This is a genomic window from Allobosea vaviloviae (assembly GCF_001298265.1).
GTDB classification, from domain to species: domain Bacteria; phylum Pseudomonadota; class Alphaproteobacteria; order Rhizobiales; family Beijerinckiaceae; genus Allobosea; species Allobosea vaviloviae_B.
Genome location: NZ_LGSZ01000049.1, coordinates 1 through 22,306 on the forward strand (window position 1 = coordinate 1; position 22,306 = coordinate 22,306).

The 22,306-nt window shown below is 63.4% G+C and carries 24 protein-coding genes; 3 read left to right on the forward strand and 21 right to left on the reverse strand.

The features are described 5' to 3' along the window. The 11 genes from AE618_RS18345 to AE618_RS28055 form a co-directional block, all read right to left on the reverse strand. Nucleotides 1-1,169, reverse strand: a 1,169-nt coding sequence (locus tag AE618_RS18345) for an efflux RND transporter permease subunit (RefSeq protein ID WP_197280823.1), incomplete at its 3' end; no start/stop codon positions are given. Then, nucleotides 1,166-2,635 (reverse strand): efflux RND transporter periplasmic adaptor subunit, encoded by a 1,470-nt coding sequence (locus tag AE618_RS18350; protein WP_054210534.1) that lies wholly within the window; start codon nt 2,633-2,635, stop codon nt 1,166-1,168. The genes AE618_RS18350 and AE618_RS18345, both read right to left, overlap by 4 nt. Further along, a complete protein-coding gene (locus AE618_RS18355; RefSeq protein ID WP_054210535.1) occupies nt 2,632-3,027 on the reverse strand; it encodes a FixH family protein in 396 nt (131 codons plus the stop codon). Before AE618_RS18355 ends, AE618_RS18350 begins: the two co-directional genes overlap by 4 nt. A 131-nt stretch (nt 3,028-3,158) precedes the next feature. Further along, a complete protein-coding gene (locus AE618_RS18360; RefSeq protein ID WP_054210536.1) occupies nt 3,159-3,509 on the reverse strand; it encodes a hypothetical protein in 351 nt (116 codons plus the stop codon). A 272-nt stretch (nt 3,510-3,781) separates the two neighbouring features. Beyond that, complete coding sequence (locus AE618_RS18365) at nt 3,782-4,789, reverse strand: NAD(P)/FAD-dependent oxidoreductase (RefSeq protein WP_082365387.1); 1,008 nt, start codon at nt 4,787-4,789, stop codon at nt 3,782-3,784. Between the two features lie 89 nt (nt 4,790-4,878). Beyond that, the gene (locus AE618_RS18370; protein ID WP_248310940.1) at nt 4,879-5,862 is read right to left on the reverse strand and encodes a multidrug ABC transporter ATPase; all 984 of its coding nucleotides are present in this window, start codon (nt 5,860-5,862) and stop codon (nt 4,879-4,881) included. Nucleotides 5,863-6,866: 1,004 nt separating this feature from the next. Continuing rightward, entirely contained in the window at nt 6,867-7,145 is a 279-nt protein-coding gene (locus AE618_RS18375; RefSeq protein WP_054210538.1) for a copper-binding protein, read from the reverse strand. A gap of 29 nt (nt 7,146-7,174) precedes the next feature. Continuing rightward, nucleotides 7,175-7,657: a cupredoxin domain-containing protein gene (locus AE618_RS18380; RefSeq protein WP_054210539.1), complete on the reverse strand. Its 483-nt coding sequence runs from the start codon at nt 7,655-7,657 to the stop codon at nt 7,175-7,177. A gap of 27 nt (nt 7,658-7,684) precedes the next feature. Beyond that, nucleotides 7,685-9,127, reverse strand: a complete 1,443-nt coding sequence (locus AE618_RS18385) for a multicopper oxidase family protein (RefSeq protein ID WP_082365388.1) — start codon at nt 9,125-9,127, stop codon at nt 7,685-7,687. Between the two features lie 21 nt (nt 9,128-9,148). Then, complete coding sequence (locus AE618_RS18390) at nt 9,149-10,630, reverse strand: TolC family protein (protein ID WP_054210540.1); 1,482 nt, start codon at nt 10,628-10,630, stop codon at nt 9,149-9,151. Nucleotides 10,631-10,635: 5 nt separating this feature from the next. After that, nucleotides 10,636-10,851, reverse strand: coding sequence for a hypothetical protein (locus AE618_RS28055; protein ID WP_156330339.1), 216 nt, complete (start codon nt 10,849-10,851; stop codon nt 10,636-10,638). Nucleotides 10,852-11,079: 228 nt separating this feature from the next. On the opposite strand from AE618_RS28055, the gene AE618_RS18395 reads away from it, so the two are divergent. The 3 genes from AE618_RS18395 to AE618_RS18405 are packed head-to-tail and all read left to right on the forward strand — an operon-like array spanning nt 11,080 to nt 13,699. Next, the gene (locus tag AE618_RS18395; protein WP_248310941.1) at nt 11,080-11,790 is read left to right on the forward strand and encodes a response regulator; all 711 of its coding nucleotides are present in this window, start codon (nt 11,080-11,082) and stop codon (nt 11,788-11,790) included. Further along, the gene (locus AE618_RS18400) at nt 11,787-13,241 is read left to right on the forward strand and encodes an ATP-binding protein (RefSeq protein ID WP_082365389.1); all 1,455 of its coding nucleotides are present in this window, start codon (nt 11,787-11,789) and stop codon (nt 13,239-13,241) included. The genes AE618_RS18395 and AE618_RS18400 overlap by 4 nt, the downstream gene beginning before the upstream one ends. 23 nt (nt 13,242-13,264) lie before the next feature. Next, nucleotides 13,265-13,699, forward strand: coding sequence for a DUF411 domain-containing protein (locus AE618_RS18405; protein WP_197280824.1), 435 nt, complete (start codon nt 13,265-13,267; stop codon nt 13,697-13,699). 15 nt (nt 13,700-13,714) lie between these two features. Here AE618_RS18405 and AE618_RS28060 read toward each other — a convergent pair whose 3' ends face one another. The 10 genes from AE618_RS28060 to AE618_RS18450 all read right to left on the reverse strand — a co-directional run. Then, nucleotides 13,715-14,620, reverse strand: coding sequence for an LPD7 domain-containing protein (locus AE618_RS28060; RefSeq protein ID WP_210166463.1), 906 nt, complete (start codon nt 14,618-14,620; stop codon nt 13,715-13,717). A 211-nt stretch (nt 14,621-14,831) separates the two neighbouring features. Further along, nucleotides 14,832-16,769, reverse strand: a complete 1,938-nt coding sequence (locus tag AE618_RS18410; protein ID WP_054210543.1) for a type IV secretory system conjugative DNA transfer family protein — start codon at nt 16,767-16,769, stop codon at nt 14,832-14,834. After that, on the reverse strand, nt 16,735-17,766 hold the full coding sequence (gene virB11, locus AE618_RS18415; protein WP_432704515.1) for a P-type DNA transfer ATPase VirB11: 1,032 nt from the start codon (nt 17,764-17,766) through the stop codon (nt 16,735-16,737). Before virB11 ends, AE618_RS18410 begins: the two co-directional genes overlap by 35 nt. A 59-nt stretch (nt 17,767-17,825) precedes the next feature. Further along, on the reverse strand, nt 17,826-18,992 hold the full coding sequence (gene virB10, locus AE618_RS18420) for a type IV secretion system protein VirB10 (protein WP_054210544.1): 1,167 nt from the start codon (nt 18,990-18,992) through the stop codon (nt 17,826-17,828). 10 nt (nt 18,993-19,002) lie between these two features. Further along, entirely contained in the window at nt 19,003-19,863 is an 861-nt protein-coding gene (gene virB9 / locus AE618_RS18425; RefSeq protein ID WP_054210545.1) for a P-type conjugative transfer protein VirB9, read from the reverse strand. Beyond that, nucleotides 19,860-20,531 carry a virB8 family protein gene (locus AE618_RS18430; protein ID WP_054210546.1) on the reverse strand — a complete coding sequence of 224 codons (672 nt, stop codon included), beginning with the start codon at nt 20,529-20,531 and terminating at the stop codon, nt 19,860-19,862. Before AE618_RS18430 ends, virB9 begins: the two co-directional genes overlap by 4 nt. After that, nucleotides 20,524-20,823: a hypothetical protein gene (locus AE618_RS18435; protein WP_054210547.1), complete on the reverse strand. Its 300-nt coding sequence runs from the start codon at nt 20,821-20,823 to the stop codon at nt 20,524-20,526. The genes AE618_RS18430 and AE618_RS18435 overlap by 8 nt, the downstream gene beginning before the upstream one ends. Nucleotides 20,824-20,885: 62 nt before the next feature. Then, nucleotides 20,886-21,848, reverse strand: coding sequence for a type IV secretion system protein (locus AE618_RS18440; RefSeq protein WP_054210548.1), 963 nt, complete (start codon nt 21,846-21,848; stop codon nt 20,886-20,888). Nucleotide 21,849: 1 nt separating this feature from the next. Further along, nucleotides 21,850-22,113, reverse strand: coding sequence for an EexN family lipoprotein (locus AE618_RS18445; RefSeq protein ID WP_054210549.1), 264 nt, complete (start codon nt 22,111-22,113; stop codon nt 21,850-21,852). After that, nucleotides 22,110-22,306, reverse strand: a 197-nt coding sequence (locus tag AE618_RS18450; RefSeq protein ID WP_248310942.1) for a type IV secretion system protein, incomplete at its 5' end; no start/stop codon positions are given. The genes AE618_RS18450 and AE618_RS18445, both read right to left, overlap by 4 nt.

The window sequence follows — 22,306 nt, forward strand, 5'->3', positions numbered from 1 at the left end:
AGGCTCATGATGTTGGAGCCCAGCCCCAGCGCCTTCATCGCCGCGAACGCGATCAGGATGCCGACGGGCAGCATGATGATCGCGACCAGGGCGCTGCGCAGATGCAGTAGGAAGACGATGCAGACCAACGCGACGATGACGCTCTCCTCGATCAGCGTCACCTTGAGCGTCTCGATCGCGCGCTCGATCAGGTGCGAGCGGTCGTAGACCGGCACGATCTCGGCCCCGCCCGGCAAGGTCGCTGCGATCTCTGCGAGCCTCGCCTTGGCGCGCTCGATCACGCCGAGCGCGTTCGCCCCTAAGCGCTGCAGCACGATGCCGCTGGCGACCTCGCCCTCGCCGTTGAGTTCGGTGATGCCGCGCCGCTCGTCGGGACCGAGCTCGACTCTCGCGACGTCGGCGAGCCTGAGCGGCGCGCCGCGCTCGGTCCGGAGCACGATGTTCTCGATATCGGCGATCGACTTGAGATAACCGCGCCCGCGCACCACGAACTCGAACTCGGCGAGCTCGACGGTGCGGCCGCCGACATCCATGTTGCTGTTGCGCACGGCCTCGCGAAGGGTCGCCAGCGACACGCCTTGCGCCCGCAGCCGCACCGGGTCGACCACGATCGCATATTGCTTGACGAAGCCGCCGACGCTGGCGACCTCGGCTACGCCCTCCGCGCGCGACGCGGCGAAGCGCACCGACCAGTCCTGGACCGAGCGCAACTCGGCTAGCGTCATGTCCTTGGCCATGACGGCGTATTGGTAGACCCAGCCGACGCCGGTGGCGTCGGGTCCCAATGTCGGCGAGACGCCGGCGGGAAGCCGGCGGGCGGCGGCGTTGAGATATTCGAGCACGCGCGAGCGCGCCCAGTACGGGTCCGTGCCGTCCTCGAAGATGACGTAGACGAAGGAGACGCCGAAGAAGGAGAAGCCGCGCACGACACGCGCCTTCGGCACCGTCAGCATCGAGGTCGTCAGCGGATAGGTGACCTGATCCTCGATCACCTGCGGCGCCTGGCCGGGATATTCGGTGTAGACGATGACCTGCACGTCGGAGAGATCGGGGATGGCGTCGAGTGGCAGCGTCTTGACCGCATAGATGCCCGCCGCGACCGCGAACGCCGTGGCGACGAAGACGAGGACGAGGTTGCGCGCCGACCGGGCGATCAGGCGGGCGATCATGGCTTGATCTCCGCAGGTTTTTGTTCTGCCGGCGCGCCGAGCCCGCTCAGAGCGGCCTTGAGGTTGCTTTCGGCGTCGATCAGGAAGTTGGCCGAGACGACGACGCGGTCGCCCTCCGAGACGCCGTCGCTGATCGCGACCATGCCGTCGCCGCGCTGGCCGAGCCTCACCTCGCGCGGCTCGAAGCGGCCCTCGCCGCGATCGAGGATAACGACGCGGCGCGTGCCGGTGTCGATCACGGCGCTGTCGGGCACGGCGAGGACGGGGCCAGCTTCTCCTGAGCCGATCTCGACATCGGCATACATGTTGGGCAGCAGCATGCCGGCGCGGTTGTCGATCTCGATGCGGACCTTGGTGGTGCGCGTCGCCTCCGCCACCTGCGGATAGATCAGGCCGACCTTGCCGGCGAACTCCGTGCCGGGCCGCCCGCGCAGACGGATGATGGCGGGCGCGCCGATGCGGATCGCGGCGAGATCACCCTCCGGAACATCGGCCAGCACCCAGATCATCGAGACGTCGGCGAGCCGGAACAAGCTGTCGCCCGACGCCATCCTCATGCCGTCGACGACATTGCGCTCCAGCACGATGCCGTCGCGCGGGGCCGACCAGACGATCGTCAGCGGCACTTTTCGGGTCCGCTCGATCTCGGCGACGATCTCCGGCTGCACGCCGAGATTCTCCAGCCGCTGGCGCGCGCCGCCTTCGGGCACGCCGCGCCCGGCCGCGTTGAGCTCTGACACGAACTGCGCGCCCGCCGCCGTGATCTCGGGCGAATAGATCCGGACCAGCCGGTCGCCCTTGGCGACGCGGCCGCCGGTCGTGACGGGCGCCACCTCCTGGATGAAGGCGTCCGAGCGCGTCGCGACAACGGAGATGCGGCGCTCGTCGAGCTGCACCGTTCCCGGCACGCGGATCGGCCGGCTGATCGCCTGGCGGAGGACAGCCTGAGAGCGCACACCGCTGCGCTGGATGCGTCCCGGCGAGAGCTTGATGACCTTCCCGTCGGCGTCTTCGCCTGCATAGACCGGCAGGTAGTCCATGCCCATCCAGTCCTTCTTGGGGACCGGCGAGGTGTCGGGCAGGCCCATCGGGTTGCGGTAGTAGAGCAGCTTGCGCTCGGCCTCTGTGGCAGCGGCGGGGCCGGCGGCGCTCTGCGCCGGTCTGGCAGCCGGCGGATCGAAACTGATCTCCTCGCTGGCGCGCACGGGCAGGAAGTCGCGCCCGTCTTCGGTCTTGCGAGGTTCTGGCGCATAGAACAGGGCCCCGTCGGGGTGACGATAATAGGCAACCGGCCCGGCGGCGGTCGGCGGACCGGCCTTGGGCGCGGCCGTCGATCTGGCCATGAAAGCTTGGTGGAGCCTGTCGAGGCCGGGCAAGGCAAGGCCGCGCGTGCCGGCGACATAACCGGCCGCCCCCGCCGCCGTGACAGCGGCGAGTGCGAGGCCCGCGAGCAAAGTGCGGCTCATGGCGTGGCCTTCAGGACAAGGCGGCTTTCGACCGTGCCCTCCTCGCCCTGCACCTTGGCCGCTAATGACAGCCGCCAGCCGCCTTCCATGATGAGGTTGGTCCTGAAGGCGTAGCTGCCGGGCTCTGGCGACGGCAGGGGCTCCAGCTTGGCGGCCATGGTCGCCATGCCGTCCGGCTCCATGTCGATGCGGCTGGCGAAGATCACCGCGTCGGGCACCGGCTTGCCGGTGCGCCTGTCGATGAGCCGGACGGTGACGACGACGCCGTCGCCGTGCTTCAGCTCGGTCTGGGCGAGCTGGAATTCATAATCCTTGATGTCGGCCAGCGCCGGCACGGCGAGGGCGAGTGGGAGCGCGGTGGCGAGCGCGCGCACGAAATTTACGGAGAACATGGTGGCTATCCCGAATGGAGCAGGCTGCCGCGCTGACGCGCGGCTGGGGTCCGTGGCGCGGAGCCACGGCTCGCCGACCGCCTGGACAGCGCCGTGCGGCCGGAGCCGGCGCTAACGCGCCGGCCGATGCCTCAGCTTCGGGGAGGTCTCGCGGGCGGCGCGAAGGTGTGGGATGCGCGCTCGGCGTCGTCGCCCATGAGGCTGACGACGGCCATGACGGAGCGTGGCAGCGCGACGAACTTGACCGATCGGCTCGCGAAGCACTTGGCGAGGCAGAAGGTCAGCGCCGGGCAGTTCGTCGTGCAATCCTTCGGACCATCCTGGTCCGACGGGCAGCACGGCATGCCCGCTTCCATGGTCTGCTCAACGCCGGCAGCGTCCCGCGCCATGCCGGCGGTCGCAGGGCTGACATAGGCCGCAAGAACGCCGGCCGTCAGGAACAGGGCCAGGATCAAAGCATGCGTGAAGGGCCGGAGCATCATTCTTGGATGATGCCATGTCCGTGCCGTCGGAAAAAGGCCGGTGGCATCAAGATCGCGTCAATAAGTCGTCATCGCAGCTGAGCGTCCAGTACAAACTACGGATGCGGGTCGAAATTCTCGAATAATTTTGATGGCTGCCGCGTGTCGCAAAGCCTCTCGCTGGCGGAAGGTCACGTTACCGGACGTCTTCACGTTGCCATCCTGAGGATGCTCACGCGGACCAAGGCGCTCTCGATCCAGCCAAATACCTCGAAGCCAGTGTCTCGATAAAGCTACCGATGCAGAGGTTGGAGGCCGTTTAGATCGTTGCGAATAGCTGTGGCGGCGACTGCAGCTTGGCCCATGGCGTAGCTGATCTGGTCGAGCCCCTCGACCACGTCGCCTGCGGCATACAGGCCTGGCACGTTGGTCCTTTGCTTGGCATCGACGGTTACGCATCCACAACTGGAAACTATCGACCCCAGTCCAACCGCGAGATTGCATCGGACATCGCTACCCAGGGCCGGGTAGATGGCGTCGAAGTCGCAGTTTTTGTTGGGCAAGGCTACCACGATCGCTCCTTCCCGTAGATCAAAAGCGAGACAGGGTCCCGCGAGCAGCTTGATGCCAGCCTTGTGGACGCGTCTTCGCTGAGATGCATCGAGATCGTGCATGCCGTAAGGCAAAATCAGTGTCACATCCGCTGTGAAGCTGCGCAGGAACTCCGCCTCTCCCAGCCCACCCGCGCCGGTGCCGATGACGCCGACGCGGCGATCCGTTACTTCGAACCCATCGCAGATCGGACAGTAGCGTAGCAAGCCGCGCGACAGCGCCTGGGCGTGCATATCGTCTGACATGGCCGGACGGCGGTTCACGACGCCGGTCGCCAGCAGAACTGTGCGGGCGTGCAGGGTCAGATCCCCGGCTACCGCAACGAAAAGATCGCCGTTTTTCGTCAACGAGGTTACCTCGGCGGCCACATGATGGGAGCCATATCGCGTGGCCTGAGCCTTCATGCGCGCCAGAAGCTCCAATCCCCCTATCCCGTCCGGAAAACCGACATGGTTGTGGCTGACGGGGATCCAACCCGCGCGGCTTTCTCCGCCGTCCACGACCGAAACGGACAGGTGAAACCTAGCCAGATAAATCGCAGCCGTGAGACCGGCCGGGCCGCCGCCGATCACAAGGCAGTCGAACGGACGCGACCCGTTGGCAATGAGCGGCGCGCGGTCAGCTTCAGAAGCAATCGTCACTGCGCTTTGCGAACCAAGCCGATCCTGTTCCGATCCTGTAGACGCCATATCTTCGAACTCCCTCAACTTCGTCCGACTGGAGCCTTGAGCAAAACTTGGAATAGACAAGGCAGTCCTGAGTCGACCAGTACCGGCCATTACAAGTACGTTTTAGTTTCGATATTCTCTAGAACACGTGTGACCTCTTCAAATCGAGCTTCCGCATCAGACCAATTTTGCACGAAGTCGAACAATTCTCTCATCGCTGGCGCGATTTCTCTGTATGCGGCTATAGCTGCAACCAAGGCTCCTAGCGAAAGGCGCTGTTGCACAACGAGATATCCGCCAATTGCGAAAAAGAAAAATGGAGTTAAATTCGATGTATAGTTATAGAGACCGCGTAGTCGACCCTTTAAATCACTAATCTCTATCCGCACGCGTTCCAGCGCGGCAATCTGATGCGTCTGCTGTCGAAGAGATGGATAAATGGTTGTCTTCTTCAGTCCAGGTTTGGCATCTGCATCACGAGATGTCAGAAGTTGAGTCAGCTCCCGCGTCGCATAAACCCTTTCCCGAACTTTTGCGTTCAAGGCATTCTGAAGTCGCGGCAGCAAAGTCAATTGAACGGGCAACATGATCAGGGCCGACAACGCGAGCGCTGGGTTTTGCACAAACAAAAAGACAAGGCTGGTGAGCAGTGTGCCACCATAAATTAATGGGACAACGAATATGCTGGCACCAAAATAGCCGATCGGCTCAACCTCCTGAACGGCAACGGCCGCGAGAGAGGCTCTCGCTTCAGGAGCTAGGGTCTTCCTCGATCTGCGTACTATTTTAAGGCGCAGTCTTCGTACGAGCCGCTCGCTCGCTCGTCCTCTGATGCGTGTTGCCGCAAATTTCACGAGCCCGCTTGCAGTCAAAACTGCAAGATAACTTCCGCAGAGCGCGATCAACAATTCCAAGCGCGGCAGATGGAAGCCAAGAAACGTCATCCCGTCGTGGGCCTCGGGGCTTTTAAGGGCGTGGTTGATGATGTGCTTGGGAATATCGAGGAGGAACCAGGCGGCGGGCAGCGTCAGTAAGGACAACAAGATCAGCAGGACCTGATAACGAGCAGTGGACTTCCCGAGAAAGACGGCCAACTTCCAGGGGTCATGTATGACCGGCGCGTCCTCGCTACGGACTGTGGGTGGATCGCAAACGTCATGCGAAACGGCGATCGGCCTGCCAGTCACCGCGGCGAGCCGGGCTCGACGCCTCCGAGCTGCGGACACCCTGCGGAACAGCGCTCTGCCCAAATGTCCGATCGTCCACGTTGGAGCGACGACGAAAACGACTATTGCTGCGGCGGTCAGTATCCAGTGCCCGTGGGGGTAATCGAGCCCAGCAAATTTATGAACAATCTGATGTATATAGTCATTTATAATGTAAAATACATCTGTAAAGTTCATTTCTAGTGAATTCCAAAAAATCGCATTGCTTCGATTAGCCCATCAGCGCTGTCCTTCAGCGGCGGAATCTTAAACAGGTATTATACGATTATTGATATGGTTACATGAAATTCAGTTTCGCTGGTGCATATGATACAGCGATAAAAGCTGATTCTTAGTTTTGTTCTTCTGGGTCATCGCCTTCGGCGTTCGGACGGTCGGCAACGCAGCGCCCTGCTATGCAAACGATCTTGATACGCTTATGCGAGGTTCCAAGGCAGTTGGCCTCGTAAACTTCGCTCTTCCCAACCGCCGGAAGACGGATAACTTTCGCGTTCGCGCATGCCGCCTCCAGCAAAGCGCGCTGCAGATCGCCATCGTCAGCTCGGGCTGCGATCGATGTGACCGCTGCCATTGTAAGTAATAGACAGGTTATTGTTTTCATTTGTTGAAGCCGCGCTTTTAGGCTCGAAGGATCGCGCTACCCCGTGCGTGATGCACGCAAGACCATAATTGCGAGCGCAATGAAGGCCACGCTCCCGGCGCCCCAGTATGTTGCCGCGCCAAGGCCACCGGCGAATTCGGTAAACCAGAGGCTCGCGCCGTGTATGGCCCAAGGCCGCAAGACCATTATCAACTCGTTGTCGTGACGGCGAATACATATTCCCTGACGTATGGCTCCAGGACGCAGCCTGGAGCCATACGTCAACCGACGACTACTTGGTCTTCTGCAGCTTCGTCACCGTGATCTGGCCGTTGACCCGGTCGGCGTCAAATTTGATCTTGTCCCCGGCCTTCAGGCCCTTGAGCATGGCCGGATCCCCGGCGCGGAAGACCATCGACATGGCGTCCATGTCGAGGTTCTTGATCGCCCCATGATCGATAGTCAGCTTGCCTTGCGCCTCGTCGACCTTCTTGACGGTGCCATTGACCTGCTGGGCGAGGGCGGGAAGTGCGAACGCCATGAAGGCGATCGTCGAAACGAGTTTCAGCATGGGATGCTCCTTGATGCGAAAGCGCGGATTTACTTGACGATAATCTTGCCGGTCATTCCGGCTTCTCGGTGACCGGGGATCAGGCAGGAGAAGTCGAACTCACCAGCCTTGGTGAACGCCCAAACGATTTCGCCCGTCTTCTTGGGCGCGAGCCGCTTGGCGTTCGGATCGTCATGCTCCATGTCGGGGTTCTTCTGCATCTCGATGGCGTGCTTGAGGTTCTCCTCAAGCGTCGCCAGGACAAGTTCGTGATCCAGGGCGCCATTGTTGCGTAGCTGGAACTTGACCTGCTCGCCGCGCCGGATCTCGATCCTGTCTGGGATGAACTGCATCTTGCCGTCCCTTTCGCCCATCGCGATCTGCACGATGCGCGCCGGCTTCTTCGGATCGCCGGGCTTGCCGTAGGCGACCTCGCCGTCGTGGTGACCAGCCGCTCCCGGCCCAGCCAGCGCCGCGCCGGCGGAGAGCGCGAGCGCTAGACATGCAAGTTTCAATGAAGCCAATTTCGTCATCAGTTGCTCCGGAGTTCGGTGGATCGTTCAGTGGTTGGAATGAGCGCCGCCGGCCTTGGCGCCGGGCAGCGGCTTGCCATCGGGACCGAGACGCGGCTTGCGCGGGTCTTTCACCTGCCATGTGGCAAGTTCAGGATTAGGCTTTGGCCCCTCGACGCGCGGCGCCTCTGCGAGCTTCTGTCCCTTGTACTCGAACGCCACAGTCCCCTCGGGGTGCTTGTAGTGGCCGGGGTCGGCGTAATTGTTTTTGGCCAGCCCCTCGCGCACCTTCACCACCGAGAACATGCCGCCCATCTCGACGGGACCGAACTGGGAGTAGCCGGTCATCATCGGCAATGTGTTCTTCGGCAGTTCCATCTCCATGGAACCCATTTCGCCCATGCCGTTGCTGCCCATCGGCATGTATCCGGGCGCCGCCTTGCGGATGCGGCGGACCAGGTCCTTCTTGGTGACCCCGATATAGGTCTTCACCGAATGGCCCATGGCGTTCATCGTATGATGCGATTTGTGGCAGTGGATCGCCCAGTCGCCGGGCTCGTCCGCAACGAAGTCGAAGGCGCGCATCTGGCCGACGGCGCAGTCGATCGAGACCTCGTCCCAGGCGGTGGCGGGATCGACCCAACCGCCGTCGGTGCAGGAGACCTTGAACTCGTAGCCATGCATGTGGACCGGGTGGTTGGTCATGGTCAGGTTGCCGAAGCGGATCCGGACCTTGTCGTTCTTGCCCACCACGAACGGGTCGATACCGGGAAAGGCCCGGCTGTTCCAGCACCATAGGTTGAAGTCGAGCATGGTGTTGACCTTCGGCACGTAGGAACCGGGCACGATATCGAAGGCGTTGAGCAGGAAGACGAAGTCGCGGTCGACGCGGCGGAAGGCCGGGTCTTTCGGATGGACGATGAACATGCCCATCATCCCCATCGCCATCTGCACCATCTCGTCGGAATGGGGATGGTACATATAGGTGCCCGAGCGCCGGAGCTGGAATTCGTAGACGAAGGTTTTTCCGGACGGGATATGGGGCTGGTTCAGGCCGCCGACGCCGTCCATGCCGTTGGGCAGGCGCTGGCCGTGCCAATGGATCGTCGTGTTCTCCGGCAGCTTGTTGGTCACGTAGATGCGGACCTTGTCGCCCTCGACGGCCTCGATCGTCGGGCCGGGCGACTGGCCGTTATAGCCCCAGAGATAGGCGATCATGCCCGGCGCGATCTCGCGCTCGACCGGCTCGGCGACGAGATGGAACTCCTTCCAGTCGCCGTTCATGCGCCAGGGCAGGGTCCAGCCGTTCAGCGTCGCCACCGGCTGGTAGTCGGGGCCTGACGTCGGCACGAGCGGGGCTTGCGTGGCCGCGCTCGCCATGGTCGGCGCTTCGGGCACAGCGGCAAATGCGGTGCGGCCGGATACCGCAGCCGCGCCCGCGATCACGAGGCCTGACGTGCCTATGAAACCCCTGCGTGACAGCTCGGTCATGTCATCTTGCTCCTGATGGGTTCAATGGGCCGGCGCATCGCCGCCGCCGCCGGCCGCCGCGACAACGGCTCCTCCGCCGCCTCCACCGGAGCCGCCGCCGATCAGCGCATGCTTAAAGTCGGTATGGGCGATCCAAACGTCACGGCGCGCATTGATTGCGGCGAGGTTTGAGAGAATGCGGCCGCGCGCGTCAACGATGAGCTGCGTCACGTCGATCAGCATGCCGTTATACTGGAGCTGAGCCTCGTCCTGAATGATCTTGCGCAGCGGCAGCACGTTGTTGATGTACTGCCGGGCGATGTCGTGGCTGGCGCGATAGCCGACATAGGCCTCGCGCGCCTCGGAGCGGACATTGACCGCCTTCTCCGCCAGGCGATTGGCCGCCTGCATGTAGGTCTGCTCGGCGAGCGCGACCTTGGACTGCCCAAAATCATAGATCGGAATCTCGATCTCGAGTTCGACCGTACGAGTACGCGTGGCCTCGCGCTCTACGTCGCCATCGGGCAGGACGGTCAGCTTCCGGTCATAGATGCGCCGGCCCAGCAGGTCGATGTCGTTGACGAAGCGCGTCGCCTGCGTCAGCCCCAGCGTCTTCGCGAGAAGGTTCAAATCGCCGCGCGCGATCTGGACATCGATGCGTTTGCGAAGCGCCTCGGCCTCGACGGCTTTGAGGCTCGGCAGGCGCGGCAACGGCGGCAGCGAACCCGGCAGCCGGAATTTGAGGTCATCGCCCCAGAGCCCTAGCTGGCGAATCAGGCGTTCGCGCTCCTGGCGCTGCTGCAGGCGGGCCTGCGCCAGTTGCGCGCCGAGTTCGGCATCAAAGGCGAACTCGCGGGCCTGGTCGAGCTTGTTGATGCCGCCCGACTCGCCCAAGCGCTTGAACAACTGAGTCGCAGCGTCGGTCGAGGCCTTGGCCTCCAGATAGAAGGCGGCCTGAGCGTTAGCCGCGACTGCGCGAAAATATTGCCGCCGGGTATCGGCCGCGAGCTTCAGGACGGCCTCGGCCGCGCGCAATTGGGCTGATTGAAAGCGATCCCGCGCTGCATCGGCGCGTGCCGGGAGGGTCGCCAAGGCGAAGATGCTGCCTACGACCTGTCGCTCGATTTCCAGCGACAATGTGCCCGTGCGCGACGAGATCGCAAATCGGGGGTTTGGCGGCAGGCTGGCGATCACCATCTGCGCCTCGGCGATGCCGAGCTCGTTAAATGCCGCCTGCAGTCCGCGATTGTTCAGGAGCGCAATCTGGACCGCGCTGTCGGCTGTGAGCGGTTTCTTGAGAAGCTGATCGACCCGCGCTTTGGCGCTGCCGGCGATGGCGTCGTCGGTGATCTTGACGACGTCCTTGTTCAGCTCCGTGTAGGCGATGGCCTGGACCGTGCCGACGCCGCCATCGGCGGAGAAGGAGGCGCAGCCGCCGAGAAGCACGGCGACGCCAGCAAGTAGCGAGAAGCGGCGGATGGAACTCTGCGAGATCGGCTGGAAGGGTTGGAAGGCGCGCGTCATTGCAGTCACTGCTGAGGCCCTACTCTACGATTCAGCTCGCGCCAGTTCTTCGGCTCGGCCGGCCGCATCGAGACGACGCCGGCGGTGACGCTCTGATAGGCGACCGCAGGAACGCGCGCGCTTGGATCGGCCGGGCGAGCCAGATGAACCGGCACGGGAGCGACTGAGCAGGCGCCCAGCGCGAGCGCTGAAATAGCGGTGAAAGCAAATTTTACTGCCATCGTGATTCGTTCGACCCCAGAGCCTCGATGCAGTTTGGTAGCAACGGCGGGAGGGGTCTGTCCGTTACAAATTGTTGCAAAGCAGATCGCGCCTGGCTCGCTATTCAGCGCTATATTGTCACCTAACCGGCCGAACGTTCGGTGCGACATGCCACCTACGCCGTTCGAAAGATGCCCGTGACAAACATCTCGACCACACCCGTAGCTGACGACCACGGCCATGTGCTCGTGGTCGATGACGACCCGCAGATTCGCGTGCTGGTCGCCCGCTTCCTGCAGCGCCACGGCTACAAGGTGACGGGTGCGCCTGACGGACGCGCCATGCTGGAAGTGTTGAGGCAGGCGGACATCGATCTCATCATTCTCGACCTGATGCTGCCGGGACGGTCCGGCTTCGATTTGTGCGGCGATGTGCGCGCGACGTCACAGGTGCCGATCGTCATGCTGACGGCGCGCAGCGAGGAAAGCGACCGCGTCATTGGACTGGAAGCCGGCGCCGACGACTATGTCACCAAGCCGTTCAGCCCCCGGGAGCTTCTGGCGCGAGTCAGAGCGGTGCTTAGACGTTCGCGCACAATGCGTAGAGCAGGCGACGGCCGCGCCAGCGAGTGCGTCGTCTTCGACGGGTGGCGGATGGACCTACGCCGACGCGAACTGACCTCGCCATCGGGTACGCTAGTCGATCTATCCACCGGCGAGTTCGACCTGATGGTCGCCTTTATCGAGCACGCCAATCGGGTATTGTCGCGCGAGGCCTTGATGCAGTTCGCCAAGACCAGAAACAGCGATCCCTTCGACCGGGCGATCGATGTTCAGATCAGCCGCCTGCGGCGCAAGCTGGAGGCGGACGTCAATGGCGGCCAACTGATCAAGACGATCCGCGGCGCCGGTTACATGTTCACGCCGGCTGTTCAGGTGCTGGAGGGACAGCCGGCATGAGTCGCATGCTCCATAGGGGTTTTCCCGACACCGTGGCGGGGCGGGCCATCCTGATCCTGGTCGCGGCGCTGCTCGCCTTCCATCTCGTCGGCTACTGGGCCTACCGCGTCGGCGTCGAGAGCCTGGCGAGCGCGCAGCGCGACCGAGGCCTGGCCGAGCGCATCGTCTCGATCAAGCGTGCCATCGCCGGCATCCCCCACGAACCGGAGCGTGATCGTGCTGCGCATGATCTGACGAGCGCCAGCCTTGAGGTGCACTGGAGCAAGGTTAGTTTGGTGCTCGGCACCGCGCCCACTACCGAGCGCACGGCCACGATGGAGGCTAAGCTCAAGGAACTTGTTCCCGACCTCGCTACGGAATCCTTCCGCTTAGGTTTCGCCGATGACGGCGCGCTCGGCTCGGGCGATGCCGACGCTTATCGGCACATGATGTTGGTCTCGGTCCGGCTTGACGACGGCTCCTGGGTCAATTTCTCGTCTACGACGCTGGGCGCCACACAGCACGCCGACTGGAGCGTGCTTGCAATCACGATCTGCTTCGGCGTAGCGATCATCGTCGTCGCGGTCTTGCTGCTGCGCTGGGCGACGCGGCCGCTGCGCGACCTCGCGCTCGCCGCCGAGCGCTTCAGCCTCGACCAAACGCCGCAACCGCTCAGCGAGACCGGCCCGGCGGAAGTCCGTCACGCCGCACGCGCCTTCAACACCATGCGCGAGCGCATCCAGCGCCTCGTCTCCGAGCGCATGCAGGCGCTCGCGGCCGTTTCGCATGATCTGCGCACGCCGATCACGCGGTTGCGGCTGCGCTCTGAACTGATGGAGGACGAGGCGACGCGCGACCTCGTCGACGCCGACCTCGCCGAGATGGAGGGCATGATCGATTCGACGCTGGAGTTTCTGCGCGGCGGCATCTCCAGCGAGGCGATCAGGCCAATCGACATCGTCTCGGTGATCGAGACGATCGTCGACGACCATGCCGACCAGGGGCATGCCGTCAGCCTGAGCGGAACCGGGCATGGCCGTGTGCTCGGCCGGCTGCTTGCGCTCAAGCGCGCCTTTTGGAACGTCGTTGGAAACGCGGTGAAGTACGGCAGCCATGTCACCGTTATGGTTGACGAGACGCCAGCAGGGTTCGCGATCACGGTCGAAGACGATGGTCCCGGCATACCCGACGGCGATATGGAACGCGTCTTCCAACCCTTCGTCCGCCTCGAGGAATCGCGCGGACGCGAGACCGGCGGCTCCGGCCTCGGCCTGACCATTGCGCGCGCCGTCGTCCTCGCACATGGCGGCGAGATCGCGCTAGCCAACCGTCCAGAAGGCGGTCTTCGGGTGACTATCACCCTGCCTCGTCTCGCCCAGCCAGAGCAGCAACTGGCGCAGGTCATCGCCGACGATCCGGTTTTGCCGCATGGGCCGACCGCGCATACGGCATCCCACCCTGCCTCGACATAAAAATTCCCGTTGATCTGGAGATTATGATGAAGCCTACGTCGGTCTTTCTTCTCGCCTTCCTGCTGCCGGCTCTCCCGGCGAGCGCCCAGGAGATCAAGGTCCATCTCAGCCCAACCTGCGGCTGCTGCAAGGCGTGGGTCCGACATCTCGAGCAGGCCGGCTTCACGCCGCGCGTCGTGGAAAGCAGTGATATGGCTGCAATCAAGCGCGCTACGGGTGTCCCGGATAAAGTCCAGTCCTGCCACACCGCCGTCATCGAGGGTTACTTTGTCGAGGGTCATGTACCAGCCTCAGACATCCGCAAGTTGTTGAAAGACAGGCCGGCAGCTCTTGGCCTTGCCGTTCCCGACATGCCTGTTGGATCGCCTGGGATGGAGGTTCCAGGCGTCACGCCGGACAAATTCGAGACCTTGCTCGTTAGTGCTGGCGGACAGACCGTTGTCTACGGCAAGCACTAGCAGCCGATGATTTGCTTACCGGGCAAGATCGGGAGGCCTGCGATTTGCCGAGTTGCGCGAAGGTTCGCTTTTGTTTGGAAACGGTGAGATCTTTTGTTGAGCAGGGACTTTTTGTCTTAGTTGACTGCGCTCAATAGTCTGTCCACCCGCTAACTCCACGGCGATCCGCTCTTTCGCGTGGCTCAAAATCGAATGACGCAATACAGGATTGCGAACGGCTTTGGCGAGGGCGCGCTCGATCGCAACAAGCTGCGACCGAGCCGCTTTGACGGCTTCGTCGCCTGCCATCGGTTTTGCATCACCGGTTCGGAGTTCCTCCGCGCGAGCCTGCCATCGATCGCGCTGCGGGTTTCGTGACGTGCCGCCTTCCAAAGCGGCATCATTAATCGTGATAGTCGGCCGCTTTATGGAATGGTCCTGAACATGTTCAGTGACCACCGCCGACGGCTCTCTCGCGGTCTTCCAACCCGTTGGCGCACCGGCACGTGGCCGGTCTCCTCGAGCGAAGCTTTCGTCATGACTTTCCGGCGGCAAGACCGTCACATTAATCGGCCGCTTGGTCGCGACACCATTGACGTTAAGCGTTTCGGATGCACCGGCCTCATGGGTCGATGGATTCTGAACTGCCTGAACCCAATCCGGCTTCGGCTTTGCGCGAAACGCGAGTGCAGCCCGATCGACTGGATCGGGGTCATGGCCGCGAACCGAAAGCCCGCGCACCGACGCCTCAAGCCAAGCGGTCCGCCGGAACTCCTGCGATCCGCGTACCTCAACTTCCGTCCAGCCTCGATGCTGCGCGACCGAGACCATGTCCCGAACGACGCCAGCGTCTTCGAGCCGCGTCGCCATGCGGTCGGTCGAAACCTTGAACGCGAGATACTCGCCTCGCGGGTCGGCATAGACCTTCGCCTCGTCGCCCACGCCCGCCTCTGCGACATAGTATTTCCGCCGGAGGCGCTCCGGCATTCCGCTTTCAGCTTGGGGCCCTGCATTGCTGCCGAGATCAAACTCCGCCTGGCCGGCTTGCCTTTCGCCCCGAGGGGTACTCGAAGCCCCGCGCGGTGCGGACCTTCTAGTGTCAGCATCCCTCTCCCGGCCACGTTCAATGGTGAACTCAAACTGATCCTGACGCTCACCTTGCACGACGCATCTCCTTCAACGATCCGCCGGTCTCCTTGGCTGGAATGATCGCGGCGTCGATAACCTGCGAGCACCAGTCCTTGAGCTCATCCTCGGACAGGCCTTCCAGATCAACCGGCACGTCGCCGAAGTCGAACGTTGCATCGTCGGGGATCAGCGAAGGATCGGCGATCTCCTCATCCGTCATCGGCCGTGTGCGGAAGGTCGCCTGCAATTCAGCGACAGCCGATTTCAGCTCGATGATTTCGCTCGCCAGCAGCATGTTCGAGGGGCCGCGATTGGGCGCGATCACCGGTGGTGCCTTTAGTCGCGCGGTAAAGGCGGCATCCTCGTAGTAGATGATCTTGTCGCAGATGATCGGCGGCACGCTCGTTGCCAGGACGAACGCCTTGGACGACGGGATCAGCTTGAGTTCCTGCGGCAGCATCAGCGCGCGACGCTGATCCGACACCGACTCGCTGCGCTTGCCGGCCGACAAACCCCAAGGCCGGGAGCGACTTTTCGCCTGGACCGTGTCGTAGCCGATCCGCTCCGACATCTCGTTGGCGACGTCCTGCTCTTTCGGAGCGAACACGACCTCGATGGCATGATTGGTCATGATCGTCTTGGCGAGATCGGGGCCGTAGATCGCTCGCAACTGCGCCGGGCTCTGAATGATGGTGAGCAGGCGAATGCCGTAGCCTGCGACGAAGGCGACGGATTTGGCGAGCACGCCGACATGCCCGAGCGCCGGGAACTCGTCGAGCAGCAGCAGGACGCGGCGATTGAGTTTCGGGTTCTGCTCGGGCAGCTCGCGGCTGTTCAGATCGATCACCTGCTGGAAGAACAGGTTGAGCAGCGGCGCCATGCGGTCGAGATTGTCCGGCGTCACCCCGAGAAAAATCGACATCGGCCGGGAGCGCAGCTCGCGCAAGTCAAAGTCATTGGCGGAAGTCGCAGCGTCGATACGGGGATTAAGCCAGAGGCCAAGTCGCGCCGTCGTGGTTTTTCGGACCGAGTTCATCGTGTTCTCGGAAGCCGAGAGAAAATCATTTAGCGCGCCGATGCAGTGCGACGAGAGCGGCGCCGTGCTCCTGGCACGCTCTTTCATCGCGGCCAGAAAATGCGCCTTCAGATCACTCGAGGCCGAAAGCTGTCGCAGGATCTCGCCGATGGTCAGCGGCAGGCCAGGTGTCTCGGCGACATAGCCGCCGATCGCAACGAAAGCCGAGCGTGCCGTTTCGAACCAGAACGGGTCAGCCCGATTTTCGGCCGGGAACAGCATGACCGCGATGCGCTGGAGATCGTCGTAAAGGTCGACCGGATCGCGACGGACATACGCGAGCGGATTGTAGCGGGCGGTGCGGCCCTGTTCGTCGAGCGGATCGAACAGGAAAACCGCTTGCCCGCTCGCCTCCCGAAACCCTGCAGTGCGATCAAAGTTCTCCTTCTTGACGTCGAGCGCAACGACGGAATCCGGCCAGTTCAGCAGGTTCGGAATAACATAGCCGACGCCTTTGCCCGAACGCGTTGGCGCATAGACCATGACGTGCTCAGGCCCGCCGAAGCACAGGAACTTGCCGTCCTTCCGGCCGAGCAGGATACCCTGCTTCGACCTCAGACCCGCTTTGCGAATGTCGCGCTCGGTGGCGAAGCGCGCCTCGCCATGCAGCGGGCGCGGTTTTGTTCGCAGGATCAGGCCCATCAACCCGAAGGCCGCGATCGTGCCGGCCAGTGTGCCAAAGGTGATCCAGCGGTCGAGGCGCTCGTTCGTGCCGTAATGGGGCCAGGCGATTACCAACTCGTTCCAGTGGAAGCCGCCATCATGACTGCGAAGGCCGAGCAGCAGGACGTTTGAGCCGACGAACAGGAAGATGGCGATCCCGGCAAGCGCAAGCGCGATCCGGAGCACCACCCTACGCGCTGGCGAGACGCTTTCGAACGGGGTCATAGTCGATCTCCGTGATGCGGAAGCGGCCGTGCTGGCGTTTCATCTGGATGACGATGTCGACGGTCTGGCGCAGCAGGTTGCGGATGTCGTCGCGGGCGAGATCCCTGCCCTCCGCGCTCTCCTTCACCAGCAGCGTCAACTGCTCGAAGGCGAGGCGCGCGGAATCGGCATGGACCGTCGTGATCGAGCCCGGATGCCCGGAGTTGACATTGCGCAGGTAGAAGAAGGCAGTGCCGTCTCGCAGCTCCTGCAGCAGGATGCGGTCGGGCCGCATGCGCAGGCAGGATTCGAGCAGCTCGCGGGGTCCGACCTTGGCGAGCCCCTGCCCGTCCTTTGCGTAGAGCAGGCGGACATGGTTGGGCTGCGGCACCACAAGCTCGGCGGTGTCTTCAATGGTGATGAGGCGCTCGCTAGCTGGAACCTGCGCGATCAGGCCCTTCGACAGAGTGGTCTTACCCGATCCGGTCGCGCCGGAGATGATGATGTTGCGACGGCTCCGCACGGCAAGCGCCAGGAATTCGCGCCACTGTCCGGCGTCGCGCAGGCGCACCAGCTCTCGCTCGTCATCCAAGAGGTCGTCGCTCGTGACGCGGATGTCGGAGAATAGATCCCTCTGCTCGAAATCCTCCAGCGTCATCGTGACGGTCGAAGGTTTTCGGATGGTCAGGCTGACGGTCCCCGGCGGCACCGCCGGCGGTACGACGATCTGGCAGCGCTCTTCGCCGGGCAGCGTGGTCGAAACGATTGGATGGTCGGAGGCGATGTCCTGCCTCGTGTAGCCGGCGGCGGCCGTCGCGAGGTGCATCAGATGCGCATGGCTGAGATCGTGAAGTTCATGCCGATGCCAACCGCCCGGCCCTTCCGTGAACACCTCGCCCGGGTGATTAACGACGATCTCGGTGAGGTCAGGCTGTGCCAGGAAGCGCGCGAGCGGCGTAAGATAGCGCTCGAGTACGATGCGGCTCGCGCGCCGTTCGGCAGCGGTTGGGGCGCTCAGTGGGGCCGGTGCAACGACAACGACGCAGTCGGCTTCCGTGGGCATAGGCGAGAGCACGGTCATGGCTTCGTGACCCGCGAGCCGGACGCCACACCGGCATCGATGCCGGGCACGGTGCGATCCAATATCCGCGCGTGACTTTCGATCCGTTTCAGATCGTAGACCGAGGAGAAATCCAGGTCGCGGGCGACGAAGATGTTGACGCGTTCGCCCTGGTTCTTGTTCAGCGTCGGCGGGATGTCGATCGAGCGCTCGACGGCGATGCCGGCGGCCGTGTTGGCCGCGCCGGACGTGTTGCGAATCTCGATATCGGCGTCCTCGAGCTGCTGGCGGCCGATCGCGGCTGCGTCGCTGACGATCGAGAGCAGCAGCGCCGCGCCAAACCTCTCCCAAAAATGCGTGTCGATCTCGCCGTCGAAGCCAGCGCGGCCGAGCGCGTCGGTTGCAGGCGAAGCGAGCGCGACAATGACACCGGTCGGCGTTTTTGCCCGCGTCCAGAGCACGAACATGCGCTTGGAGCCCTTTCGGACCTGGCCGCGATACTCGCCGACGATCTGGGTTCCCTTCTCCATCAGAACGACATGTCCGGAATCCGACAGGACATCGCGCAGCACCACGCAGGATACGAAACCCGGCACATCCGACGACATCGCCGTCTCGAGCACGCATGGGATCGCCGTGCCCTGCGTCACCAATAGATTGCGGTTGGGCAGGCGCGCGGCGCGGACACCCTCGATGGTGGTGGCTTTCAGCTTGTCGGCCAGTTCGTTGCGCGAATCGGCTGCGCCCGCGAGCAGAGGCGATCCTGGTAGAGAGGCGCCCTCGCTGATCCCGTTGCCCGATGGCCCGCGCCCCGGCCGATTAAAGGCAAGCACTGGCGCGCGGCGGGCGCTCTCCATCAGCTTGTCGGTTTGCGGCGGAGCGGCCGCGGGCGCGAGCTGAGGCGGCAGGACCGGAAGGGCAGCCTGCTGGACGGGCGCCGGCCCCGGCGCCTCGCGAGCGGGCTCAAAGGTCGTGGTCTGGCGTATAATCGGCTTGGCGCCTCCCTGCTCGACGGGCTTTTCGCCTTTCCATGTGCTCCAGATTACCAGGACGGAGAAAGTAATCAGCGCGGCCGCGCCGATGCCGCGCTTAGCGAGCGCCCGGCCCGAGCCTTCGACGGGGCCTGAGACCGGAGTGATGCCGCGCTCGCCCTCGACGCCTGATGACGCAGTCTGATCGGTCATGACATGCTCCTCAGCGACGCCGCGCCGGCGCGGACTGTTTTTGCGTTCGGGCGATGCTCGGGCTCGTCGTGCCCGTCCCCGGGTTCACGCCGACGGCGTCGAACGCCTCGTTGAAGATGCAGAGCACCTCACTGCCGCGGCGCAGCCGGAACTCGCGCGCGGTGGCGTGGACCACGACGACCTCGCCGCGAACGTTCTTCGGCACGAGGCTTTCGGCGCCGTCCGAGCCGACCATGTAGATCGCCGGCACCTCGCGATTGCCGGCGAAGCGGAAGCTCGTGACCTTGCCGTCGTCGAAGACGCCGTCGGGTTCGAGATCGGCCGGCCCTTGCGCCGAGAAGCGCCAGTTGCGCGCGCCGTATTGCTGGTGGAGATCAAAGGTCTGGTCGATGACCGCGCCTTCGCGCTGCTGGCCGCGCGCCTCGGTTTCGGCGCGACGGCGATCGGCCTCATCGGTCGGATAGGAGAACTTCACCACAAAGTAGCTCTCCTTAAGCGAGGCTTCCGCGATCGAGAGCTCGAACTGGTAGGAGCGCTTCCGGCCGTCACGCCGCGTCGTCACGACCTGCAGATTGGTCGGGGGATGCTTTTCGCGGGGTTTTAGGAACAGGATCGATCCGGCCGGCGCGACTTCCCAGGCAATAGAGTCGCCGATAGCGACATGGGCGATCTCCTCGTCCTCGGCGAAAATGACTTGCGTCGATGCCCGGATGACGCCGTTGACCTTGACGACATTGGTGGGGTCATAGGCGACGAAGCGCACGCGCTCGTCGCGCGCGCCTGCGGTCGGGAGCTGTAAAGCCAGCGATGGAAGTCCGAGGCCGAGCGCCAAGAGCAATCCGCACCCCATTGCGATGATGCGGCGGCTCATGGCGCGACCTCCGGATCGGCGCGGTATTCCGAAACGAGGAAGCCGAGCGGGTTGATCAGACGATCGGTCGATGAGACCGGTGCGTTGACATAGGCGAAGGTCAACGTAGCGATCCAATGCGTGACCTTGATTTCCTCGCCCTTGCGGCTCTCCTTCAGAAAGCGGACGGAAGCGAGGTTGTCGGCCAGCAGGGAGATCGCCTTGATCCGGACCTCGGCGACGCCGAAGCGGCCATGCAGCACCTGCGGGCTTTCCGGGTTCGAGCCGCGATAGACGGCGGCGAAACGCGCCTGCTCGGACTGCGACGACAGCAGCGCCACCGTCTGAAAATTGCTGGCGGCCTCGGCCTGGCTGAAGCCCTCGCGCGAGCGGACATAGCGCCCCAGGAAATACTTGGTCACCGCCTCGTCGTAGCTCCGCGGCGATGTCCCAAGTGCCGCGACCGTCTCGACAATGCCGGTCGCGTTGTCGACGCGGATGACGAAGGGCTCGACCGTCTTCAGCGGCGCCAGCGCCGCGACTGCGCCGACGGCGGCCGTCGCGAGCACGCAAGCGCCGGTCGCCACGAACCAGGCGAGCCGCTTCGAGCGCTGCGCCGTCAGCAGCAGATCCTGCTCCCAGCGCCGGGCATTGTCGAAGTAGTCCTTGAGATCGTCTGGCCTAACCATGGCGCGTCGCCTCGCTGCAGGGTCGGAATGAGCGCGCGGTGTCGAAGGCGGACCAGGCTGTGGCAGCCCGACCGATGCCGTGGGCTGGCAATTCTGGCTGGGCCTTGCCGAGGCGCTTGACCACCGGCGTATCCGGCTTCGGTGCCGCGGGCGGGTTCGCTTCCCAATCCCAGAGAGATCGGTTGAGCGGGCGCTTGGCCGAGCCGTCGCAAGACGGCGCGCCCTTGTTCCAGCCGGCGCAGCCGGTCACCGCCATGGCCAGAACGATGCTGGCGATCACGCGACAATTCATTGAAGCAAATCCTTCTCAGCATCCTTGTGCGGATGCGGTTGTTCCTGGTGTGGAAGTAGAGTTCAGACGCGTCGGATCTCGCCGCCCTGTCGTCGCTCGCGGATCTTTGCCGACGTGCGGTTGGCAGCGCTTCGGGCACCGGCATAGGCGCCGGCGGCAGCAGAGGCGGCGTTTGCGGTGATGGCGCTGGTGACGACGCGTGCTGCGAGCGATGCACCGCCGCCGGCAAGGCCACCGGCGATGGCGGGGAGTTGCAACGCGATGTATGCGGCAAGGCCGAGCACAGCGCTGATCGCGACGGCGCCGACGATAATTGCGCCGCCAGACGCTGCATCAGCACCGTATTTCTCGACGAACCCCTGGACAGAAGTCAGCATCAACCCGACAAGCGCGACAACGAGCACATGCAGGATCAGGAAGTTTGCGACCTGACGTGTCCAAGCCTCCGCGAAAGGTCGCGTCGCGTCGAACAGCGCCAAAGCGATGAAGATGGGGCCGAGCGCTATCACGATCGCCAAACCCACCTTCGCGTAAAGCAGGATTGCGAACTGCAGGAAGCCTGAGACGGCCGTAAAGACTAGAAGGATTGCGGCGATCAAAGCTGGCGCAATGTCGGTGAGGCCTGCTCGATCGTAGATCTTCTGGGCGACCTCGATCCCTTTGTTCAACAGCTTGTCAAAGGGCGCACCCGAATTGGCATCGAGCGCCGAGCCCGCAAGGGCGTTCCCAATTTCCTTTGGCAACGATGTGAAGAAGAGGTCGGTGACGTATTGCTGGAACGAACTCGCGTTCGACGCGAGGAGAACGATCAGGACGAGCCTCATGGCTCGCCAGGCAAACTCCTGGATCGGTTCGGCAATCGCACCGCGCATGACCGCAAAACCGTACAGCACGACATAGAGGAGGACTGCGACCCGTAGCGGTCCATCGACGAAGGTCGCTAAGTTTGAGACCGAGGTCGACACGAAGGTCGTGATCGGCTGCTCGAACTCCTTCAGGAACTCGTCGAAGACGTTGATCGCCATCTCAATTGCTCGCGCGCTTCAAGGCAGCTTCCCGACCCCAAATCATCACCTTGCGATTGGCTTCTTCCGCGTTGCGGCAGGCGGCGTCAGACATCAATTCGCCGGGGTTGGCGCGGCAGCGCGCCAGCTCAAAGTCGTGGTCGGACGCGTTAGCAAGGAAGAAAGGCACGTCACGGATCGGCGGCGGCTTCACGTCCTGAGCGGTCTCGTCGCCACAGCCGGAGAACGCCATCGTCATGAGGACGGCAGCAAGAGGCTTCATCATTTGAGAGCCGCTTTCATCTCATCGACCAACTGGCGGCGGCGTTCCTCTGCTCGCTGGCCATCCATCTCGCCGCGCGCCTGCTGCACCATGGCTAGGCCCTGCATACGCAGGACCTCGTTCTGGAGGATGGCCTGCTCGGCCTGGATTCGGGCCGACAGATCGAGCACGTTCTTGGCGTCTTTGGCTGTGGTTA